At 62.1% G+C, this 18,505-nt stretch carries 17 protein-coding genes; 13 read left to right on the forward strand and 4 right to left on the reverse strand.

From position 1 onward, the window contains the following. Positions 1-33 precede the first annotated feature (33 nt). Positions 34-2,337 carry an ATP-dependent DNA helicase RecG gene (gene recG / locus JFN93_RS03845; protein ID WP_199382678.1) on the forward strand — a complete coding sequence of 768 codons (2,304 nt, stop codon included), beginning with the start codon at positions 34-36 and terminating at the stop codon, positions 2,335-2,337. 84 nt (positions 2,338-2,421) lie between these two features. Here recG and JFN93_RS03850 read toward each other — a convergent pair whose 3' ends face one another. Continuing rightward, positions 2,422-2,850, reverse strand: a complete 429-nt coding sequence (locus JFN93_RS03850; RefSeq protein WP_199382679.1) for a hypothetical protein — start codon at positions 2,848-2,850, stop codon at positions 2,422-2,424. A gap of 280 nt (positions 2,851-3,130) precedes the next feature. Here JFN93_RS03850 and JFN93_RS03855 point away from each other — a divergent pair, with 280 nt between their 5' ends. From JFN93_RS03855 to JFN93_RS03865, 3 genes are all read left to right on the forward strand, one after another. Beyond that, complete coding sequence (locus JFN93_RS03855; RefSeq protein ID WP_199382680.1) at positions 3,131-3,430, forward strand: hypothetical protein; 300 nt, start codon at positions 3,131-3,133, stop codon at positions 3,428-3,430. A 175-nt stretch (positions 3,431-3,605) separates the two neighbouring features. After that, positions 3,606-3,791 carry a hypothetical protein gene (locus JFN93_RS03860; RefSeq protein WP_199382681.1) on the forward strand — a complete coding sequence of 62 codons (186 nt, stop codon included), beginning with the start codon at positions 3,606-3,608 and terminating at the stop codon, positions 3,789-3,791. Positions 3,792-3,824: 33 nt separating this feature from the next. Then, positions 3,825-3,980 (forward strand): DUF3309 family protein, encoded by a 156-nt coding sequence (locus JFN93_RS03865; RefSeq protein ID WP_199382682.1) that lies wholly within the window; start codon positions 3,825-3,827, stop codon positions 3,978-3,980. On the opposite strand, the gene JFN93_RS03870 is transcribed toward JFN93_RS03865, so the two are convergent. The 3 genes from JFN93_RS03870 to JFN93_RS03880 form a co-directional block, all read right to left on the reverse strand. Further along, complete coding sequence (locus JFN93_RS03870) at positions 3,981-5,144, reverse strand: acyl-CoA dehydrogenase family protein (RefSeq protein ID WP_199382683.1); 1,164 nt, start codon at positions 5,142-5,144, stop codon at positions 3,981-3,983. Positions 5,145-5,290: 146 nt separating this feature from the next. Further along, positions 5,291-6,805, reverse strand: coding sequence for an aldehyde dehydrogenase family protein (locus JFN93_RS03875; RefSeq protein ID WP_199382684.1), 1,515 nt, complete (start codon positions 6,803-6,805; stop codon positions 5,291-5,293). Positions 6,806-6,897: 92 nt separating this feature from the next. Continuing rightward, positions 6,898-7,368 carry a universal stress protein gene (locus JFN93_RS03880; RefSeq protein WP_199382685.1) on the reverse strand — a complete coding sequence of 157 codons (471 nt, stop codon included), beginning with the start codon at positions 7,366-7,368 and terminating at the stop codon, positions 6,898-6,900. A gap of 284 nt (positions 7,369-7,652) precedes the next feature. Here JFN93_RS03880 and JFN93_RS03885 point away from each other — a divergent pair, with 284 nt between their 5' ends. The 9 genes from JFN93_RS03885 (at position 7,653) to tal (ending at position 18,499) form a co-directional block, all read left to right on the forward strand. After that, complete coding sequence (locus JFN93_RS03885; protein ID WP_199382686.1) at positions 7,653-9,644, forward strand: heterodisulfide reductase-related iron-sulfur binding cluster; 1,992 nt, start codon at positions 7,653-7,655, stop codon at positions 9,642-9,644. A 56-nt stretch (positions 9,645-9,700) separates the two neighbouring features. Continuing rightward, the gene (locus JFN93_RS03890) at positions 9,701-9,994 is read left to right on the forward strand and encodes a hypothetical protein (protein ID WP_199382687.1); all 294 of its coding nucleotides are present in this window, start codon (positions 9,701-9,703) and stop codon (positions 9,992-9,994) included. A 342-nt stretch (positions 9,995-10,336) separates the two neighbouring features. Continuing rightward, positions 10,337-11,578 (forward strand): hypothetical protein, encoded by a 1,242-nt coding sequence (locus JFN93_RS03895; protein ID WP_199382688.1) that lies wholly within the window; start codon positions 10,337-10,339, stop codon positions 11,576-11,578. 19 nt (positions 11,579-11,597) lie between these two features. Beyond that, positions 11,598-12,449 carry an undecaprenyl-diphosphate phosphatase gene (locus JFN93_RS03900; RefSeq protein WP_199382689.1) on the forward strand — a complete coding sequence of 284 codons (852 nt, stop codon included), beginning with the start codon at positions 11,598-11,600 and terminating at the stop codon, positions 12,447-12,449. 300 nt (positions 12,450-12,749) lie between these two features. Beyond that, positions 12,750-13,697: an NADP-dependent oxidoreductase gene (locus JFN93_RS03905; protein ID WP_199382690.1), complete on the forward strand. Its 948-nt coding sequence runs from the start codon at positions 12,750-12,752 to the stop codon at positions 13,695-13,697. A gap of 116 nt (positions 13,698-13,813) precedes the next feature. Beyond that, complete coding sequence (locus JFN93_RS03910) at positions 13,814-14,602, forward strand: SDR family NAD(P)-dependent oxidoreductase (RefSeq protein ID WP_199382691.1); 789 nt, start codon at positions 13,814-13,816, stop codon at positions 14,600-14,602. Between the two features lie 156 nt (positions 14,603-14,758). Beyond that, positions 14,759-16,843: a transketolase gene (tkt, locus tag JFN93_RS03915; protein ID WP_199382692.1), complete on the forward strand. Its 2,085-nt coding sequence runs from the start codon at positions 14,759-14,761 to the stop codon at positions 16,841-16,843. Positions 16,844-16,917: 74 nt separating this feature from the next. Then, the gene (locus tag JFN93_RS03920; protein WP_199382693.1) at positions 16,918-17,382 is read left to right on the forward strand and encodes an RpiB/LacA/LacB family sugar-phosphate isomerase; all 465 of its coding nucleotides are present in this window, start codon (positions 16,918-16,920) and stop codon (positions 17,380-17,382) included. Further along, on the forward strand, positions 17,372-18,499 hold the full coding sequence (gene tal / locus JFN93_RS03925; RefSeq protein WP_199382694.1) for a transaldolase: 1,128 nt from the start codon (positions 17,372-17,374) through the stop codon (positions 18,497-18,499). The genes JFN93_RS03920 and tal overlap by 11 nt, the downstream gene beginning before the upstream one ends. Positions 18,500-18,505: the final 6 nt, after the last annotated feature.

Raw genomic sequence — 18,505 nt, forward strand, 5'->3', positions numbered from 1 at the left:
CCACTCGGTCCGGCACCGTCCTTTCCCCTTCCCATGCCAGTCATTGAGCTCGCCTCAGACGGCAGTCTCCCCCTTCCCGAAGAAATCCGGAAGTCCCTTTCCTTGCGCCCGGGCGACCTCCTGAACGTGGAGATCGTCGACGGCTCCGTGCGTCTTTCGCGCCACGAACTCCCCAAACCCAAGCCGGCTGCCAAACCTAAGTCTGTCTCCGAATCCGATCCGGTCGACGTGCTGCAGACCCCGATGCGCTTTATCAAGGGGGTCGGGCCCAAACTTGCCGACACCCTTGCCAAGAAAGGGATCGCCACCGTCGAGGACGCCCTGTACGTCCTGCCGCACCGCTACGAGGACCGCCGCGAGCTGCGTCCCGTTGCCCGGCTGCGTCCCGGGATGACCGAAGCCTTCTTCGCGACGATCGTGTCGGCCCAGCCGATGGTCACCAAGGGGGGGCGCAACTACTTCGAGGCGATCGTCGCCGACGATTCCGGAAGCATCCCGCTCAAGTGGTTCCACTACCATCCCCAGTTCATGAAGCGGAATTACCTGCCGGGACGACGCGGCATCTTCATCGGCGACGTCTCCCAGTTCGCCTTCCAGCGCGAGGTGCACCACCCGGAAGTCGAATGGGTTGCCGAAGGGGAGGACCTCGCGCAGGTGATGGCGCGGGACCCGGAAAACTTCGGCCGCATCCTCCCGGTCTACCCGCTCACCGAAGGGGTGAGCCAGAAGGTGATGCGGAAGATCATGCGCGAGACGGTGCAGCAGTACAGCCGCTCTGTGAAAGGGGTGCTTCCCGAGCCGATCGTACAGCGCCAGAAACTCATGTCGCTGCCGGTCGCCCTGCGCGAGGCCCACGCTCCGGACGCTTCGGCCAGGATCGACCATCTGAACGAAGGGAAGGGGGAGGCGCATCGCTCGCTTGCCTTTGACGAACTCTTCTTCCTGGAGCTGGGGCTGGCGCTGAAGCGGCGCGGCATCACCCTGGAGGACGGGATCAGCTTCCAGGTGACCCACCGCTACACCAGGGAACTCGCCAAACTGCTGCCGTTTTCGCTCACCAACGCCCAGCGTCGCGTCCTTTCCGAGATCAAGGAGGACATGATCGCGCCGCACCCCATGCATCGCCTGGTGCAGGGGGACGTCGGCTGCGGCAAGACCCTGGTCGCGCTCATGGCGGCGCTGATCGCGGTCGAGAACGACTACCAGGTGGCGATCATGGCCCCGACCGAACTTCTGGCCGAGCAGCATTACCTGAATATCCACCGCTACTGCGAGCAGCTCGGGATCAAGGTCACCCTTCTGACCTCCGGGGTAAAGGCGAAGTCCGGGGTACTGGAGCTGATCGCACAGGGCGAGACCCAGATCGTGGTGGGGACCCATGCCATGATCCAGGACAAGGTCGAGTTCCATCGGCTCGGGCTCGGGGTTATCGACGAGCAGCACCGTTTCGGCGTGGTGCAGCGCGCCCTTTTGAAAAAGAAGGGGAGTAACCCGGACATCCTGGTGATGACGGCGACCCCCATTCCGCGCACCCTTTCCATGACCGTCTTCGGCGACCTCGCCCTGTCGGTGATCGACGAGCTGCCGCCGGGGCGCACTCCGATCGAGACCCGCATCGTGCGGGACAGCCGGCGCGCCCAGACCTACCAGATGATCCGCGGCGAGGTGGTCAAGGGACGCCAGGCGTACATCATCTATCCGCTGGTCGAAGAGTCGGAAAAGAGCGATCTTAAGGCCGCGGTGCAGATGGCGGACCACCTGAAGCAGGACATCTTCCCGGACCTCAAGGTGGCGCTCTTGCACGGCCGGATGTCCGCCTCGGAAAAAGAGGGGGTGATGTCGGCGTTCAAGGGGGGGGAGACCAACATCCTGGTGGCGACCACGGTGATCGAGGTCGGCATCGACGTACCGAACGCGACCATCATGGTGATCGAGCACGCCGAACGGTTCGGCCTGAGCCAGTTGCACCAGCTGCGGGGCAGGGTAGGGCGGGGGAGCGAGCGATCGTTCTGCATCCTGATGACCGGCGACCGGCGCTCGGAAGACGGCGAGAAGCGGCTCGAGGTGATGGTATCCAGCCAGGACGGCTTCAGGATCGCCGAGGCGGACCTGAGCATCCGGGGCCCCGGCGACTTTCTGGGCACCCGGCAAGCCGGAATTCCGGAATTGAAGGTGGCCGATATCCTGCGGGACGGGGGTGTCCTGGAAGAGGCGCGGAAGGAGGCGTTTGCGCTGGTCGGTGCCGATCCGGATCTCGAAGCTCCCGGTCACGATAAGCTCAAGGCCGAACTGATGCACCGGTGGGGAGGCCGACTGGAGCTGGCATCGATCGCGTGATGGTTGCGGCGAATTGCTACGCAGCTCAATAAAAAAGGCTTCCCTGCCGAGTAAGCCTTTTTTACGTTGTATCTTCGATTTCTGTTATTGCGGCTGGCTCAGGAAGGCTTTGACCTCAGATTTCGAGAAATAATAGAGCAGGGCGACTTGAATCGCGGCCGGGACGACGAAAAATCCGATGGTCGTGATGGATGCGATGAGCGACCCCTTGCTTCCCAGTAAGACGGTATTGTAAATCAGCTCAAGCAGCGATGTCCCGGCACAGAAATAGATGACATAGCGAGCCGCTCTCTGTCTGCCCCGCGCCTCAACCCCTCCATACACCAATCCCCCGTCTCTGATAACGTGGAACAAAGACAACCAGAAGATCGATGTCTTGAGCACCACGCCGATCGACGACCCGTGCAAGAGGCTCATTACCAGGAATACCAGGTTGGTCAGCACCCCGATAATCCCCATCACAATGCAAAGACCTGTGAAGATACCAAGCCATTTAGGTATGCGGCAGTCCATGAACAATCCTTTCTCGATGATTGCGGCGGTATGAGACAGAACGAGCTGTCACCACACCCAATCGCGCATCCTAGCATGGTATTGATTGCTTTTGAAGGTTATTCCACATGCTGGTGAGGCCGCGGTGGACCGCTTGCCGGCGTGCTCTTCGTGGCTGGCAACACCCTGGGCCACGATCTTGCAAATAATCTTAAAGATACCTAATATGGAATAGTTGCTGGTGTTTTCCCGGTGTGGTCATCCATGGCCGGCGGCGCCTGCGGCAGGGAGGATTTGGATCATGTACGAGACCAACGAGCAGTACCGGCTCATCGTTTCCCGCGAAGTGCGCATCCTGGAGGAGTCCTGCCAGTGCATCATCGAAGACGGTAAGCACGGATTTTGCCCGCGTTGCGGCGAACACGGAACCTGGGACATCGCCACCAAGGGGTTCATCGAAAATTACGGGAACTCCATCTACTACAGCACGGTGTACAACGAATGGCGTTGCCGGATCTGTGACTTCCGGCGTCATAAAGAAGGTTCTCAGGTGATTGGCATCTGGCTTGGCCAGATGAATGAAAAGGAAATGCTGCACTAACGATTGGTTACTGACCATAGAAAACAGAGCGCCGGTGCTTTCAATAGCTCCGGCGCTCTGTCATGCAAAAGACAGTCTGAGCTTTTTGGACCTGACAAACGGAGTAGATGTTGCAGTTTGGCCGCTGGACAGGGTAAGGTAAGAGCAGGATCACCAACTTGCCAAGGAGATACGAATGAGCGTTCTGCCAGAAGGGGAAGAATTACACCGTGCGGTGAAATGGATTTCGGGAAACCTGCAGGAGGACCCCAACCAGGAGATGGGGCCGTTACTGCGTGAGGCCATTTTCAAATTCAACCTCTCGCCCAAGGATTCGGAACACCTGATCGAGTTCTACCGGGAGGCGAAGCTGCGCGGATAACTCCTTGGCGACGAAGGGGGGGACGATGCCATCATGCTGGGGATTGTGCTTGGTGCAGTTTTGACGGCGCTGCTGCTCGCCGCGCTGCCGTCCTGGCCGTACCGGCGTCAATGGGGATACTACCCGAGTGGCACGCTGGCGCTGATCCTGGTCGTGCTGCTGCTTTTGGACCTGGTCGGAATCTTGTAATTACCGGTCCAAGGCGTCGATTCCGGTCAGATCCTTGCCGATGATCAGGGTGTGGATGTCGTGGGTACCCTCGTAGGTCGATACCGACTCGAGGTTGCACATGTGGCGCATGCTCTGGTACTCGTCGGAAATCCCGTTCGCACCGAGCATCGCCCGGGTGGTGCGCGCCACTTCGAGCGCCATCGCCACGTTGTTGCGCTTGGCCATGCTTACCTGGGCCGGGCGCAGCCGTCCTTCCTCTTTAAGCCGCGCCAACTGCAGCGCCAGCAGCTGCCCGGTGGTGATCCGGGTCGCCATATCCACAAGCTTTTCCTGGGTCAGCTGATACCCTGCCACCGCTCTTCCGAACGTCTTTCGCTCCAGGGTGTAATTGAGTGCCTCCTCGAAACAGGCCATGGCCGCGCCGATCGCTCCCCAGGCGATGCCGTAGCGTGCCTGGTTCAGGCACGCAAGAGCCGCCTTCAATCCCACGGCATCCGGCAGAAGATTCTCCTTGGGCACCCGGGCGTCGGTCAGGACCAGTTCCGAGGTGATCGAGGCACGCAGCGACATCTTGCCGGTTACCTCGTTGGCGCTGAATCCCGGGGTGCCCCGCTCCACCAGGAATCCCCGAACCACCCCGTCCAGCTTGGCCCATACCACGGCCACATCGGCAAGGGAGCCGTTGGTGATCCACATCTTCACCCCGCTTACGACATATCCGTCGCCGTCGGCCACCGCTTTGGTGATCATTCCGCCCGGGTCGGAGCCGAAATCGGGCTCGGTGAGCCCGAAGCAGCCGATCGCCTTGCCATGGGCGAGCGGGGGGAGCCATCGTTTTTTCTGCGCCTCGCTCCCGAAGCGGTGAATCGGGTACATCACCAACGCCCCCTGGACCGACACGAAGCTGCGCAATCCCGAATCGCCCCGCTCCAACTCCTGCATCATCAGGCCGTAACTCGTCTCGTCGAGTCCCGGCAGTTCGTACCCGGTGAGGTTCGCGCCGAAAAGCCCCAGCTCCGCCATGAGAGGGATCAGTTCGGTAGGGAAGCTCCCGGCGCGGTAGTGTTCCCGGACTTTCGGGATGAATTCGCGCTCCACGAAGTCGCGCACCGTGTCGCGCACCAGCCGCGACTGCGGGTTTAAGTCCTTGTCGATGTCGTAGTAGTCGAGGCCTTTGAACATACGGTCTCCTTTTTTTAACCCCATCCTCACCCTTTCCGCCGCAAGCTTGCGCTCTCGCGTGCGAACCTTGCAGGAGAGGGGACGTGAGGAAATGCCGTTACGCCTGTTGGCGCCGGCAAACCCGTTAGCGGGCGGATCGATTCACCTCACCTGCTTCCGGCCCCTTCCGCGGCGGTATCGATCTGGGCGCGCTGCAGTTTGCCGCTGTAGTCGCGGTAGATTACCTTCATGCGGGTGAAGAAGTCGATGGCGCCGCCTTTGCCCCCCGCTTCGGGGTGCCCGGACCCGGAATGCCGCCAGCCGCCGAAGGGAAGCTGTACCTCGGCGCCGATGGTGGAGGCGTTGATGTAGACGATCCCCGTTTTCAGCTCCTTCTCGGCGCGTGCGGTCAGGTTGACGTCGCTGCTGTAGATGGACGAGGAGAGGCCGAACGGCGAGCCGTTGACGATGGCGGCCGCCTGCTCGAAATTCGCGATTTTCATCACGCTCAGGACTGGCCCGAAGATCTCTTCGCGGGCGATCCGCATCCCCGGGGTCACGTCGCCAAAAACCGTCGGTGCGACAAAACAGCCCCGCCCCAACTCGCCGTCTTCCAGCCGCATCCCGCCGGTTACCAGCCGGGCGCCTTCCTGCTGTCCGACCCGAATGTAATCCTGGACTTTCCGGCACTGGGATTCGTTGACCAGCGGTCCCACCTGGGTTTGCGGGTCGAGTCCATTGCCGAGTTTCAGCGTCGAAGCCCGCTCGGCGAGCATCCGGAGCAACTGCTCGTACACGCCCTCCTGCACCAGGAGCCGGCTGGTAGCGGTACAGCGCTGTCCGGTGGTCCCGAACGCCCCCCACAACACGCCCTCCAGGGCGAGATCGAGGTCGGCATCGTTCATCACGACGATTGCGTTCTTGCCCCCCATCTCCAGTGCGACCGGTCGGTGCAGTTCGGCCAGTTTCCGTTCCATCGCCTCGCCGGCGGCGCAGGAGCCGGTGAATGATGCGGCATCGACGTCCTTGTGGCACATCAGGTATTCGCCGACCTCTTCGCCGGGGCCGCAGACCAGGTTCACGACGCCGGGAGGGATGCCTGCCTCCTCGAAAACCGCGACCAGTGCCGCGGCGCAGGCCGGAGTCTCCGAGGAGGGCTTGAGGATGACGGTGTTGCCGCAGATCAGGGCGGCAAACATCTTCCAGGAAGGAATGGCCACCGGGAAGTTCCAGGGGGTGACCAGGGCAACGACGCCAAGCGGCTCGCGGATGCTCTTGCAATCCTTGTCGGCCAGTTCGGAAGGAACGGTTTCCCCCTGGAATCGGCGTCCTTCCCCCCCCATGTAAAAGCCGATGTCGATCCCCTCCTGAACGTCACCCAGCCCTTCCAAAAGGACCTTCCCCATTTCGCGGGTGACCAGCTCGCCCAGTTCGTCCTTTTTGCGGCGCAGGATTTCCGCCGCCCGGAAGAGGTATTCCCCCCGGCGCGGTGCCGGCATCGTGCTCCAGCTCCGGAAGGCGTCCCGGGCCGCCTGCACCGCCCGGTCCACGTCGGCACGGGAGGAGAGGGGGGCCTCGGCGACGACCTCGTCGCGCCGGGCCGGATTGAAGCTCGAGAAGCGTCTGCCGTCCTGGGCGTCGCACCAGGTGCCGGCGATAAAGTTCCGTACGGTGATGGTCATGGCGGGCCTCCTGAAGGGGGTGAAACAAGAAGAAGATCCGCGTTTGGACGGATCTTCTTCTTGTGATGCTGGTCGGGTGGATTCGGGTTCGTTTACCAGCGGCGCTCGGTGAAGTCCTTCTTCACCAGGAGCGTCGAACAGGGGAGACTGCGGATGATGGCATCGCTCTCCTGGCCGAAGAGAAGGTGTTCCAGCCTTCCTTCCTGGTTGGCTACCATTATCATCAGGTCGATCTGTTCTTCCTTTACTACCTTGGCGATCTCCTCGACCGGGCTCCCGTTGCGCACCATCGTCTTCACCGGCACGTCCGAGGTCAGATCGGCGCGCAGAGCCTTGTCGAGTTCCTCCTTGGCCTGCTCCTGGACCGTGCGGTAGGTCTTGGCGTCTTTGTCCAGGGAGAGGTCGGGCGCATTCACCGCCTCCATATCTACGATGAACTTCGGGATGTAGAGGACGAAGAGCCGGGCCTGGAACCTCTTGGCGAACATCAGGCCCATCTCAACCGCCTCGCGGCAGTAAGGAGTCATCCGGCTCACGATAAGGATGTTTTTCAAGTCGTCCATGAGATGCCTCCTTCTGTAATGTAATGAGTTGATCCCCGACGGGTTGCTGTCCCGTCTTCCGGTAACTTACAGTTTAATGTGGGATGAGCTCATTTCCATTTTACCTCGCACGCCGACCGGTACAACGGAAAATCAGCAAGCAAAGGAAGGACTTTCTTGACATAGATAGTCATTAAGCTATTTTAGATTGGCTTTTAACCCTGGCCGCCCCTGGCTTTGCCGTGGCGGCACCTATCATTAAACCTGAGGATGGCGCCGCCGTCGTCCCTGTTTCAGGATCACGCATGGAAGCAACCCGGGAAATTTACTGGAATGTCGGACACGGCGTCACGCCGCTGATGTACCTCTTGGCCTTCCTGTCCATGGGCGTTTGCGCCTGGGGGTTCTACCGCAGGCTCCCCTTCTACCTCATGGGGCAACCGCTGAACCGCCTCGATGCGCTTAGCCGCCGTGCCGCCATCTTCCTCAAGAATACCTTCGGGCAGATTCGAGTCCGGGAGGTACCGGTCCCGGGGACCCAGCACGCGCTCTTCTTCTGGGGCTTTCTGCTCCTTTTCATCGGGACGCTCCTGGTGATGGTCCAGGCTGATTTCACCGACCCGCTCTTTGCCCTGCGCTTTCTCAAGGGGAAGTTCTACCTCGGCTTCAAAATCGTCCTCAATGCCGCGGGAATCGCCGCGATCCTCACCATGCTCGGCTTGGGCATCCGGCGCTTCATCGGCCGACCGGAGGGGTTGGTCACCGCCTGGGACGACTACGTCATCCATCTTTTGCTCCTGGTGATCCTGGTAACGGGATTCTGCGTGGAGGGGGTCCGGATGGCGGTGACCGAGCTGCACCAAAACCCCTGGCTGGCGCGGTTTTCCTTCGGTGGGCTTCCGGTGGCGCACCTCATGGACGGGATCGATCCCGACACCCAGCGTGCCGCGCACCGGTTTCTCTGGTGGTTTCATTTCCTGCTCGCGATGTCCTTCATCGTGCTGATCCCCTTCACCAAGCTGAAGCATCTCTTCACCACCCCGGCCAACTACCTGTTCACCGATCTGCGGCCCAAGGGGGCCATCGATACCATCGACCTCGAGGATGAAAGCCGGGAAACCTACGGCGTTGCCGGTGTCAACGAATTCACCTGGAAACACATCTACGACGCCGATGCCTGCATGGCGTGCAAGCGCTGCCAGGACCGCTGCCCCGCCTGGCAGACCGGCAAGCCGCTGTCGCCGATGAAGGTGGTGCAGCAGGTCGGCGAGGTTGCCTTCGGCGCGCCCCGGGAAAACCTGGTGGAGAAGGTCACCCGCGACGTCCTTTGGGCCTGCACCACCTGCCGCGCCTGCCAGACCATCTGTCCGGCGCACATCGAGCACGTCAACAAGATCCTGGAGATGCGTCGCCATCTCGCCCTGATGCAAGGGGAGTTTCCCGGTGACGAGGTCCGCGCGGCCGAGGCGAACTACGAGGTGAACGGCAATCCGTTCGGCATTGCACCGGCGGCCCGCGGGGACTGGAGAGACGGGCTGGACCTCGCGGTGGCCGGGGAGGGGGATGAATTCGACGTCCTCTATTTCGTCGGGTGCTACGCCTCCTTTGACAAGAGAAACCAGGCCGTGGCCCGGAATTTCAGCCGCATCTGCGCCGCGGCCGGGATCAAGGTGGGGATTCTGGGGAAAGAAGAGGTCTGCTGCGGCGAGCCCTCCCGCAAGCTGGGCAATGAATACCTCTACCAGATGCAGGCCCGGCAGAACATCGAGACGATGCAGGGGTACCAGGTGAAAAAGGTGGTGACCACCTGCCCGCACTGCTTCAACACCCTGGCGCGCGACTACCGCGACCTGGGTTTCGAGGCGGAGGTCGAACACTACACGACCTTCCTGGACCGCCTGATTGCCGACGGCAAGCTCGGCATCAAGCCGCAGGAATTGAACTGCACCTACCACGACTCCTGTTACCTCGGACGCTACATGGATATATACGCTGCGCCGCGCCGGGTGCTGGACGCCTGCGGGGCGAGCATCGCCGAGATGGATAAAAGCCGCCACGAAAGCTTCTGCTGCGGCGGGGGCGGGGGACGGATCCTGGCCGAGGAGCGGATCGGCACCCGCATTTCCGAGGCGCGGATCGGGATGGCGGCCGCCACCGGCGCGCCGGTGCTGGTCGCCAACTGCCCCTTCTGCCTCACCATGTTCGAGGACGGAATCAAGACCGGCGGATTCGAAGAGAAGATCCAGGTGCAGGACCTCGCTGAAGTCGTGCTCCAGCGGTTGAACCTGCCGGGCTGAACCAAGAGATGAGATACTCAACCTGCTGCAAGCGGCCGACCTGAAAGGAGACCATCATGAAAAAAGTCCGTTTGAGCCTTCCGGAAATCTCGCTGATCGCCGCCACCCGCGTCGTACTCGGGGGCGGGATTGCCCTGCTCTATGCCGACCGGTTCACCAATAGAAAGCGCAAGGCGCTCGGCTGGGCGCTCTTTCTGGCCGGCGCCGCGAGCACCATCCCTTTGGGGCGCCTGGTCATGGACCGGAAAGAGGGGGCCGAGCCCGCTCTGGAAGATAAAGAACAAAAGTGCGAGTGCGAGACGGAACCGGCCGCCAAGGCACCGCGCTTTGCCTGGAGAAAACGGATCTGATCGGCCGTCCCACGCGTGCGGTGATCCCTCCGTCCCCCAAATGCGCCGGGTATGATCGGGCCTGGAAAGGCGCTCCCACCGCAAAAGCGCGCCCGGCTTACCCAATAACGACCGACCAAACCAAAACCAGTTCCCGCTTTGGAGCATCGCATTCAGATCAATCGATCTGAGGCGGTTCTCCGATCGCGAACTGGTTTTTTTTCGGTTTTTTTGTTTACGTAAAAACCTGCTGGCACTGGAACGGGAATTGGTATAACATCACGCCCTTCCTTGATACCCCATATCGAAAGCACTTAGCCGATCTGCATTTCGGGCTACCGCTCCGAACGAAAGTTTTAAGACGTGATGAGACCCTTTACCGCTTCCTTTTTCGGCCTGATCATGGCCGGAACCATCTTTTCCGGCAACGCCGTTGCCGAAGAGTTTCTGGCCTACAAAACTCCCCTTGCCGGCGAGCCGTGCGATATCGAATGCATGGGGGTGAAAGTCGCCGTTCCCGGGCGCAACCGGGAAAACACCATGGCGCTGGTGTTGGGGGGGGCGGTCTTCGCGCCCAACCTGGCCGGGACCGATTTTTTGCCGATGGCCGCCCTTTATCTCAAGCACCGCTGGAATGACATCCGGGTGCGCGGCACCATCAGCGGCGTCTCCGACGATGTCGATATCAACAAAAGCTATGGCAACCTGCAGCTGCTGGGCCACCTGGACAACTACACCATCCCGTTCGCCCAGACCGAGACCAACGGGTCCCAGGAGATCGCCGGGACCGACCTGCGCTGGGGGACGGTCAACGGCAGGGTGGGACTTGGGCTCCGCTACCCGATGGACCCGTACCAGGTGGACAACGACCTCAGGTTTCAGCTCTATTACCAGACCGGGTATCTCTACACGCAGCGGGTCTCCGATACTTCCCCGACGGCGCTGATTCCGCAGAACAGCCTGGTGCACGGTCCGTACTTCCGGTTCCGCTACGACGGCTTCAAACGGAACCTGATGGAACTCCCCCACGAGGGGGTCGCCGCCGGGATCAACGCCGAGTTCATGCACCGCTCGCCACTGGCTCCCGACAACACCCCGACCGATACCCGGCACTACCTGAAGGCTTCCGGGTACCTGATGGCGGCTACCGGGGTGCCGTTGTTGTCGGAACGAAACCGGCTCCTGTTCAGCGTCAACGGCGGGATTTCCCCCTACGGCAAACTCGACCGCTTCTCCGCCTTCCGGATCGGCGGCGGTCCGATCCCCACCGAAAGCGACGATCTGGACCGTCAGGTCCTGCCGGGCGCGCTGTTCCAGCAGTTTCCGGTCGCCAGTTACCTGATCAGTTGGGCGGAATACCGGCGCGAATTCTACCCGTTCCTGTTTTTGCATCTGCGCGCCACCCATGCCCTGGTCGAGCGGGAAAACTTCGCCTCGGACAGCCCTGATTTCCACTGGGGAAGGGGCGCTGTGGCATCTATCGGCCTAACCACCGGTTTTCTCTGGGAATCCGAGCTTGATCTCGACTACTCGTACGATTCCGCCATCCTGAGAAACGGCCACACCGGCGGCAGCTTCTTTTTTCTTTGGTCCAAGTCCTTTTAGTAAAACGGAGCAGCAAGCGATGACCTTTCTGAATATCCTGATTCTCGCCGTGGTGCAGGGCGCCGCGGAACTTCTTCCGGTTTCCAGCTCCGCCCATGTCATCGTCGCCGAAAAGCTCTTGGGGCTCGACCCGACCAAGCCGGAAATGACCCTGCTTCTGGTCCTGCTGCACACCGGAACCATGTTCGCCGTGATCTGGTACTTCCGACGCCAGTGGCGGGAGAGCTTTTTCTCGTCGGCGAAAGCCTTGCGCGACTCGGCCGCCGCCATCATCTTCGCCACGGTCTGCACCGGGGTGGTCGGCCTCCTCCTGAAGTGGATCATCGAGAAGACCCTGTTCCGGGGCGCCCCGCACGCGGAGATCGAGCTTTTGTTCGGCAACCTGGCGCTGATTTCCGGCGCGCTGGCGGCCGCCGGCATCCTGATCATCGTGGCCGGCTTGAAATCCCAGCGCTCCGCAGGAAGGGAGCGGATCCGTGGGCGGGACGCGCTCATCATCGGGGCGGTACAGGGGATCTGCCTGCCCTTTCGTGGCTTTTCCCGCTCCGGCGCCACCATCTCCGCAGGACTCCTCCTCGGGCTGGAAAAGGTGAAACTGGAGGCATTCAGCTTCGCTCTGGCCGTGGTGCTGACCCCTCCGGTGGTCGCCCGCGAGCTTTTGCGCATGATGAAGGCGCAGGGTGCCACCCACCTCGACCTGCCGGGCATGCTTTATCCCGGCCTTTTGGGTATGGTTCTCAGTTTCGTATCCGGACTCGCCGCACTGAAGTGGCTGTCCAGCTGGCTCGAAGAGGGCCGCTGGCAGTATTTCGGTTATTACTGCCTTGCCGGCTCCGTATTGGTCTTCACCCTTTATCGTGCCGGCTTTTAACGTTTCTGAACTTTGTCCTTCCGCCCTCCAATCAAATCACTCCATTCTTATTAAGGTTTCCTATTTAGTCTGATCGCCCCTCCAAGTATTTACTATTAGTTGGAGCCTCCCATCCTCCAGCTTCATTCCCCATATCCTCTCCATCTCACTTTACCTTTTCTTACATTGCTTAAAACTAACAATATTTCGCTCTGTGCGTAGCTTGACAATGTAAAAGTGGTTGTTAGTATGATCTAATTCTTTTTTCCGGCTGTCTCAACGGGCGGGGAGGGCAGCGCCACCCCTGAGAGGAGAAGGCATATGGACACTATGAAAGCGATACGCATGCACTCTTACGGCGGACCCGACGTCCTGGTTCTGGAGGATGCGCCGCGCCCGGAATATGCCGCGGACGCTCTCCTGATCCGGGTCTGCGGTGCCGGCGTCAACCCGTTGGACTGGAAGGTCCGCTCCGGGATCCTGAAGCCGTTTCTGCGCCACAGCTTTCCCCTGATTCCGGGAGGGGAGGTCTCCGGCGTGGTCGAGGCGGTCGGCTCCCAGGTCGGCGACTTCAAGGTGGGCGACTCGGTGTTCGCTTTGCTCGACTTTGCCCGCGACGGCGCCTATGCCGAATTTCTTGCCGCACCGGCGCGGGACTTCGCCCCAAAACCGCTCTCTTTGCCGCACGTGCAGGCAGCGGCGGTGCCCATGGCAGCGCTCACCGCATGGCAGGCCCTTTTTGACGTGGCTCACCTGACCCCGGGGCAGACGGTGCTCATCCACGGCGCGGCGGGCGGGGTCGGACACCTGGCGGTACAGCTCGCCATATGGAAAGGGGCGCAGGTTATCGGCACTGCCTCGGCGCGCAACCTGGAGTTTTTGAAGGAACTCGGCGTGGCTCAGGCGGTGGACTACCACCAGGAGCGTTTCGAGGAGGTGGTTAAACCGGTCGACGTGGTGCTGGACACCATCGGCGGCAATACCCAGCGCCGATCGCTCAAGGTGGTGAAGAAGAGCGGGGTCCTGGTCAGCACGGTCGGCGTCCTCGCCGACGACGATCTTGCCGGCAGCGAGGTGCGCCGGTTGCCGGTCCTGGTCCGGCGGGATGCCCCGCTTTTGAACCGGATCGGCGCGCTGATCGATTCCGGCGCCATCCGCCCGGTGGTCAGCGCGGTGTTTCAACTGCCGGAAGCGGGACAGGCCCAGGAACTGAGCGAAAGCGGGCACGCCCGCGGCAAGATCGTGCTCCGGGTGGCCGCCTGCCCGTAAGATGTCTTGAGCGGGAGGTAAGGAAATTCATTTTCATCTTTAAACGGTAGGCATAGGATGGGGCATAAGGTGCAAGAGCAACCTGCGGCAATGCTGAAGGTTGCAGGAGGGAAGCCATGGATTTGAAACTCAAGAATGAACTCGCCCTGGTGACCGGCTCCACCAAGGGAATCGGCCTGGCCATCGCCCGGGCGCTCGCCGCCGAAGGGGCGCGGGTCATCGTGAACGGCCGCAGGGAAGCCTCGGTCGAATCGGCCCTGCAGACCATACGGGAGGCAGAACCTCAAGCATCGCTTCAGGGTTTTGCCGGCGACGTCACCCAGCCTGCGGTGGCCGATCGGCTCCTGGAGCGCTTTCCGGAGGTGGGGGTCCTGGTCAACAACGTCGGGATCTACGAACCGAAACCTTTCGAGGAGATCAGTGATCAAGACTGGCAGCGCTTCTTCGACACCAACGTCATGAGCGGCGTTCGCCTGGCGCGGGCCTATCTCCCCAGGATGAAGCAGCGCAACTGGGGACGGATCGTTTTCATCAGCAGCGAAAGCGGCATCCAGATTCCGGTGGAGATGATCCACTACGGTATGACCAAGACCGCCCAACTCGCCATCTCCCGCGGCATCGCCGAATCCTGTGCCGGTACCGGGGTGACGTGCAACGCCGTCCTCCCCGGACCGACGTTGTCCGCAGGCGTCGGTGAGTTCGTGGCCCAGCTGAGCGAGGGGCGCAGCGTTGCGGAGGTTGAACAGGAATTCTTCGCCAACGTCCGGCCCAGCTCGCTTTTGAAGCGCTTCGCCGCGCCGGAAGAAGTCGCCTCACTGGTCGCCTACGTCTGCAGTCCGCTTGCCTCGGCCACCAACGGAGCGGCGCTCCGGGTGGACGGGGGAGTGGTTCGGGCCTGCTTCTGAATTGGCTTTTCGCGGTGGGGCGCTGTTTTTCCTGGCCCGGCGGTCCTTCGCGCCAGCAATGGCGCTCCCCCAGAGGGGGCCCACCCTTGGCACGATATTCCGGCCTTTCCCCGAGGCGCGGCTCGATTACCAGAGTTCCACACAGGAGTTACGGAAATGACACGCGACGCAGCTTCCGAACCGATCCCCTCCGAACTGGCGCAACTCTGCATCAACACCATCCGCTTTCTGTCGGTGGACGCGGTGCAAAAGGCCAACAGCGGTCACCCCGGCATGCCGATGGGGGCTGCCGCCATGGCCTTCGTCCTCTGGACCCGGTTTCTCAAGCACAACCCCGCCAATCCCAAATGGTTCGACCGGGACCGCTTCGTTCTCTCCGCCGGGCACGGGTCGATGCTCCTCTACAGCCTTTTGCACCTCACCGGCTACGACCTCCCCCTGGAGGAGATCAAGAATTTCCGCCAGTACGGAAGCATCACCCCGGGGCACCCGGAGCGGGGGCGCACTCCCGGAGTCGAAGTTACCACCGGTCCGCTGGGACAGGGGTTCGGTAACGGGGTGGGGCTCGCCATCGCCGAGGCGCATCTGGCGGCCCGTTTCAACCGCCCGGGATTCAAGGTCATCAACCATCACACCTACGGCATCGTAAGCGACGGCGACCTCATGGAAGGGGTCGCCTCCGAGGCCGCCTCCCTGGCCGGTCACCTGCGGCTGGGAAAACTCATTTATCTCTACGACGACAACCGGGTTTCGCTCGCCTCGGCGACCGATCTTTGCTTCACCGAGGACCGCGCCGGACGTTTCGAGGCGTACGGCTGGCAGGTGCTCACGGTATCCGACGGCAACGATCTCGCCGCGCTGGCCAATGCCTTGGAAACGGCGCGCCAGGAGAAGCACAAGCCCTCCCTCATCGTGGTTCGGACCCACATCGGCTACGGATCTCCGAAGAAACAGGACAGTTTCGAGGCGCACGGCTCGCCGCTGGGGCCCGACGAGGTGGTGGCGACCAAGAAGGCATTGGGGTGGCCGGCGGAACCGCCGTTTCTGGTGCCGGACGAGGCCCGGAACTATTTCCGGCGTGCCCTGGAGACCGGCGGCAAGAGCGAGGCGCTCTGGCGCAGCCGCCTTGAGGAGTATGCGCTCCAGTTCCCCGACCTGGCCCGCGAACTGGAGCTGATTCGCAACGACCAGCTCGCCCCGGGGTGGGAGGAACTGCTGCCGCAATTCCCGGCCGACCCCAAGGGGATGGCCACCCGGATCGCCTTCGGCAAGGCGCTCAATGCGGTAGCGAAGCGGATCCCCAACCTGATCGGCGGCTCGGCCGACCTCAACCCGTCCACCTTCACGGCGATCCAGGACGGGGGGAACTTCGAGGGGAACGACTTCAATGCCGAGGACCGGCAGGGGGCGATCAGCGGCCCTTGGGGAAGGGAAGGGATCAACGTCCATTTCGGGGTGCGCGAACATGCAATGGGAGCCATCGTCAACGGCCTGGGGGCGCACGGCGGGCTGATCCCCTACGGCGCCACCTTCCTTACCTTTTCCGATTACCTGCGCCCCACGCTCCGGCTGGCCGCGCTTTCCGGCCTCAGGGTCCTGCAGATCTTCACCCACGACAGCATCGCGATGGGGGAGGACGGACCGACCCATCAGCCGGTGGAGCACCTGGCGTCGCTGCGGGCAATCCCCCAGCTTACCGTCATCCGCCCCGCCGACGCCAACGAGGCATCGGTTGCCCTGGCGGTCGCCCTCAGGGTCCATGACGCGCCGGTCGCCATCGTTCTCTCCCGGCAGAGCCTTCCGGTCCTGGACCGGTCCGGACTCGGTCCGGCGCAGGGGCTGGGCCGGGGCGCCTATGTGCTGGCCGACCCTCCGGGCGGCGCTCCGGATCTCCTCCTGATCGCCACCGGTTCCGAGGTGCCGCTAGCCTTGGGCGCCCAGCGGAGACTTCTGGAGGAGGGGATCAAGACCCGCCTGGTATCGATGCCCAGTTGGGAGCTCTTCGAGAACCAGCCCGAGGGATATCGCAACGAAGTCCTTCCGCCCCAGGTGACCGCACGTCTCGCGGTCGAGGCTGCCTCCCCGATGGGGTGGCAACGCTGGGTCGGTGCCGCCGGAGATGTGCTGGGTATCGAGCGTTACGGCGCGTCGGCTCCGGGGGACGTGGTGCTGAAGGAATACGGCTTCACGGTGGACAATATCTGTGCCCGGGCGCGTCGTCTGCTTGGCAAGCGGGACTAAGCGGCGGTCCCAGGTCGGAGGTCATGCCAACACTCGTATCAATGCCGAACCCGGAGAAGTGACAGGAGGCGATCATGCGTGTGGGAATTGCTGCCGATCATGGTGGTTTTGCCCTTAAGGAAAAGATCATTGCCGCCCTGAAGGGTGGCAACAAACAGGACGTGGTGGATTTCGGGGCGTTCGAGCTCGATGGCGAGGACGACTACCCCGATTTCATCATTCCGTTGGCCAAGGCGGTCGTGGCCGGAGAGGTGGACCGGGGCATCGCCCTCTGCACCAGCGGTGTCGGCGCCTCCATCGTGGCCAACAAGATACCCGGCGTCCGGGCGGCCCTGGTGCACGACGACTTTTCGGCGCACCAGGGGGTCGAGGACGACGATATGAACATCATCTGCATGGGGAGCCGGGTCGTGAACTATGCCCAGGCCTGGGGATTGGTGAAAACCTTCCTCGGGGCGCAGTTCACCGGGGCCCAGCGGCACAAACGCCGACTGGCCAAGATCCAGGCCCTCGAAGAGGAGGTGTCTCATGAAAAATAATCCGCTGCTGAAGCTGCGTGAATTGGGACAGGGGATGTGGCTCGACTTTCTGAGCCGGGATCTGCTCGATTCCGGCGACATCGTCCGGCTGATCCGGGAGGACGGGCTGAGCGGGATCACATCGAACCCGGCCATCTTTCAGAAGGCGATCGGTGCAACGAGCACCTATGACGCGGAAATCAAAAGGCTCGCCCGGTCCGGGCTGAGCACCAGCGACATCTATGACAACCTGGTGGTGCACGACATCCAGCTCGCCGCCGATTTTCTCCGCCCGCTCTTTGACCGGCTGGACGGAAAAGACGGCTTCGTTAGCCTGGAGGTCTCGCCGCTTCTGGCCCATGACACGGTGGCCACCCTTGGCGAGGCGCGGCGGCTCTGGAAACTGGTAGAGCGGCCTAACGTCTTCATCAAGGTCCCTGGTACCTGGGAAGGACTTTCCGCCTTTCGGGAACTGGTTTCCGAAGGGATCAACATCAACGTCACCCTGCTTTTCGGGGTACCGCGGTACCGTGCCTTTGCCGAAGCCTACCTGGACGCGCTCGAAGTGCTGGTTTCCCAAAACCGCCCGATAGCCAGGGTCGCCTCGGTAGCCAGTTTCTTCCTGAGCCGGATCGACGTGCTGGTGGATGGCATGCTGGACAAGATGACTGCCTCCGGCGGACCTGATCACGAAAAAGCCGCGGCTCTCAGGGGAGAGGTGGCCATCGCCTCTGCCAAACTCGCCCGGGCGGTCTACCAGGAGATCATCGGGAGCGAGCGGTACCGAAACCTCGTCGCCCACGGGGCGCGCCCGCAGCGGCTGCTCTGGGCGAGCACCGGGAGGAAGAACCCCGCCTATTCGGATCTGAAGTACGTAGAGCCGTTGATCGGCTCGGAGACCGTCAATACCATGCCGCTTGACACCATCACCGCCTACCGCGATCACGGCAACCCGGAAGCGCGCCTGGACGACGGTACCGACGAAGCCCGGCAGACCCTCGACCGGCTCGCTGAAATCGGCATCGACCTCAACAAGGTGGCTCAGCAACTGGAAGACGAAGGGATCCAGAAATTTGTCGAGCCGTTCAACCAGCTCCTGGAGACCATCGACCGGAAGCGGGTGGCGGCTCTGGGATAGATACGG

It is taken from the genome of Geomesophilobacter sediminis (genome assembly GCF_016458275.1).
GTDB classification, from domain to species: domain Bacteria; phylum Desulfobacterota; class Desulfuromonadia; order Geobacterales; family Geobacteraceae; genus Geomesophilobacter; species Geomesophilobacter sediminis.

Coding starts and splice junctions, on each gene's coding strand:
- JFN93_RS03850 (WP_199382679.1), bottom strand. CDS start 2,850: ATGGACTGCCGCATACCTAAATGGCTTGGTATCTTCACAGGTCTTTGC.
- tkt (WP_199382692.1), top strand. CDS start 14,759: ATGACACGCGACGCAGCTTCCGAACCGATCCCCTCCGAACTGGCGCAA.
- JFN93_RS03890 (WP_199382687.1), top strand. CDS start 9,701: ATGAAAAAAGTCCGTTTGAGCCTTCCGGAAATCTCGCTGATCGCCGCC.
- JFN93_RS03860 (WP_199382681.1), top strand. CDS start 3,606: ATGAGCGTTCTGCCAGAAGGGGAAGAATTACACCGTGCGGTGAAATGG.
- JFN93_RS03910 (WP_199382691.1), top strand. CDS start 13,814: ATGGATTTGAAACTCAAGAATGAACTCGCCCTGGTGACCGGCTCCACC.
- JFN93_RS03855 (WP_199382680.1), top strand. CDS start 3,131: ATGTACGAGACCAACGAGCAGTACCGGCTCATCGTTTCCCGCGAAGTG.
- JFN93_RS03865 (WP_199382682.1), top strand. CDS start 3,825: ATGCTGGGGATTGTGCTTGGTGCAGTTTTGACGGCGCTGCTGCTCGCC.
- JFN93_RS03885 (WP_199382686.1), top strand. CDS start 7,653: ATGGAAGCAACCCGGGAAATTTACTGGAATGTCGGACACGGCGTCACG.
- JFN93_RS03920 (WP_199382693.1), top strand. CDS start 16,918: ATGCGTGTGGGAATTGCTGCCGATCATGGTGGTTTTGCCCTTAAGGAA.
- tal (WP_199382694.1), top strand. CDS start 17,372: ATGAAAAATAATCCGCTGCTGAAGCTGCGTGAATTGGGACAGGGGATG.
- JFN93_RS03900 (WP_199382689.1), top strand. CDS start 11,598: ATGACCTTTCTGAATATCCTGATTCTCGCCGTGGTGCAGGGCGCCGCG.
- JFN93_RS03905 (WP_199382690.1), top strand. CDS start 12,750: ATGGACACTATGAAAGCGATACGCATGCACTCTTACGGCGGACCCGAC.
- JFN93_RS03875 (WP_199382684.1), bottom strand. CDS start 6,805: ATGACCATCACCGTACGGAACTTTATCGCCGGCACCTGGTGCGACGCC.
- JFN93_RS03880 (WP_199382685.1), bottom strand. CDS start 7,368: ATGGACGACTTGAAAAACATCCTTATCGTGAGCCGGATGACTCCTTAC.
- recG (WP_199382678.1), top strand. CDS start 34: ATGCCAGTCATTGAGCTCGCCTCAGACGGCAGTCTCCCCCTTCCCGAA.
- JFN93_RS03870 (WP_199382683.1), bottom strand. CDS start 5,144: ATGTTCAAAGGCCTCGACTACTACGACATCGACAAGGACTTAAACCCG.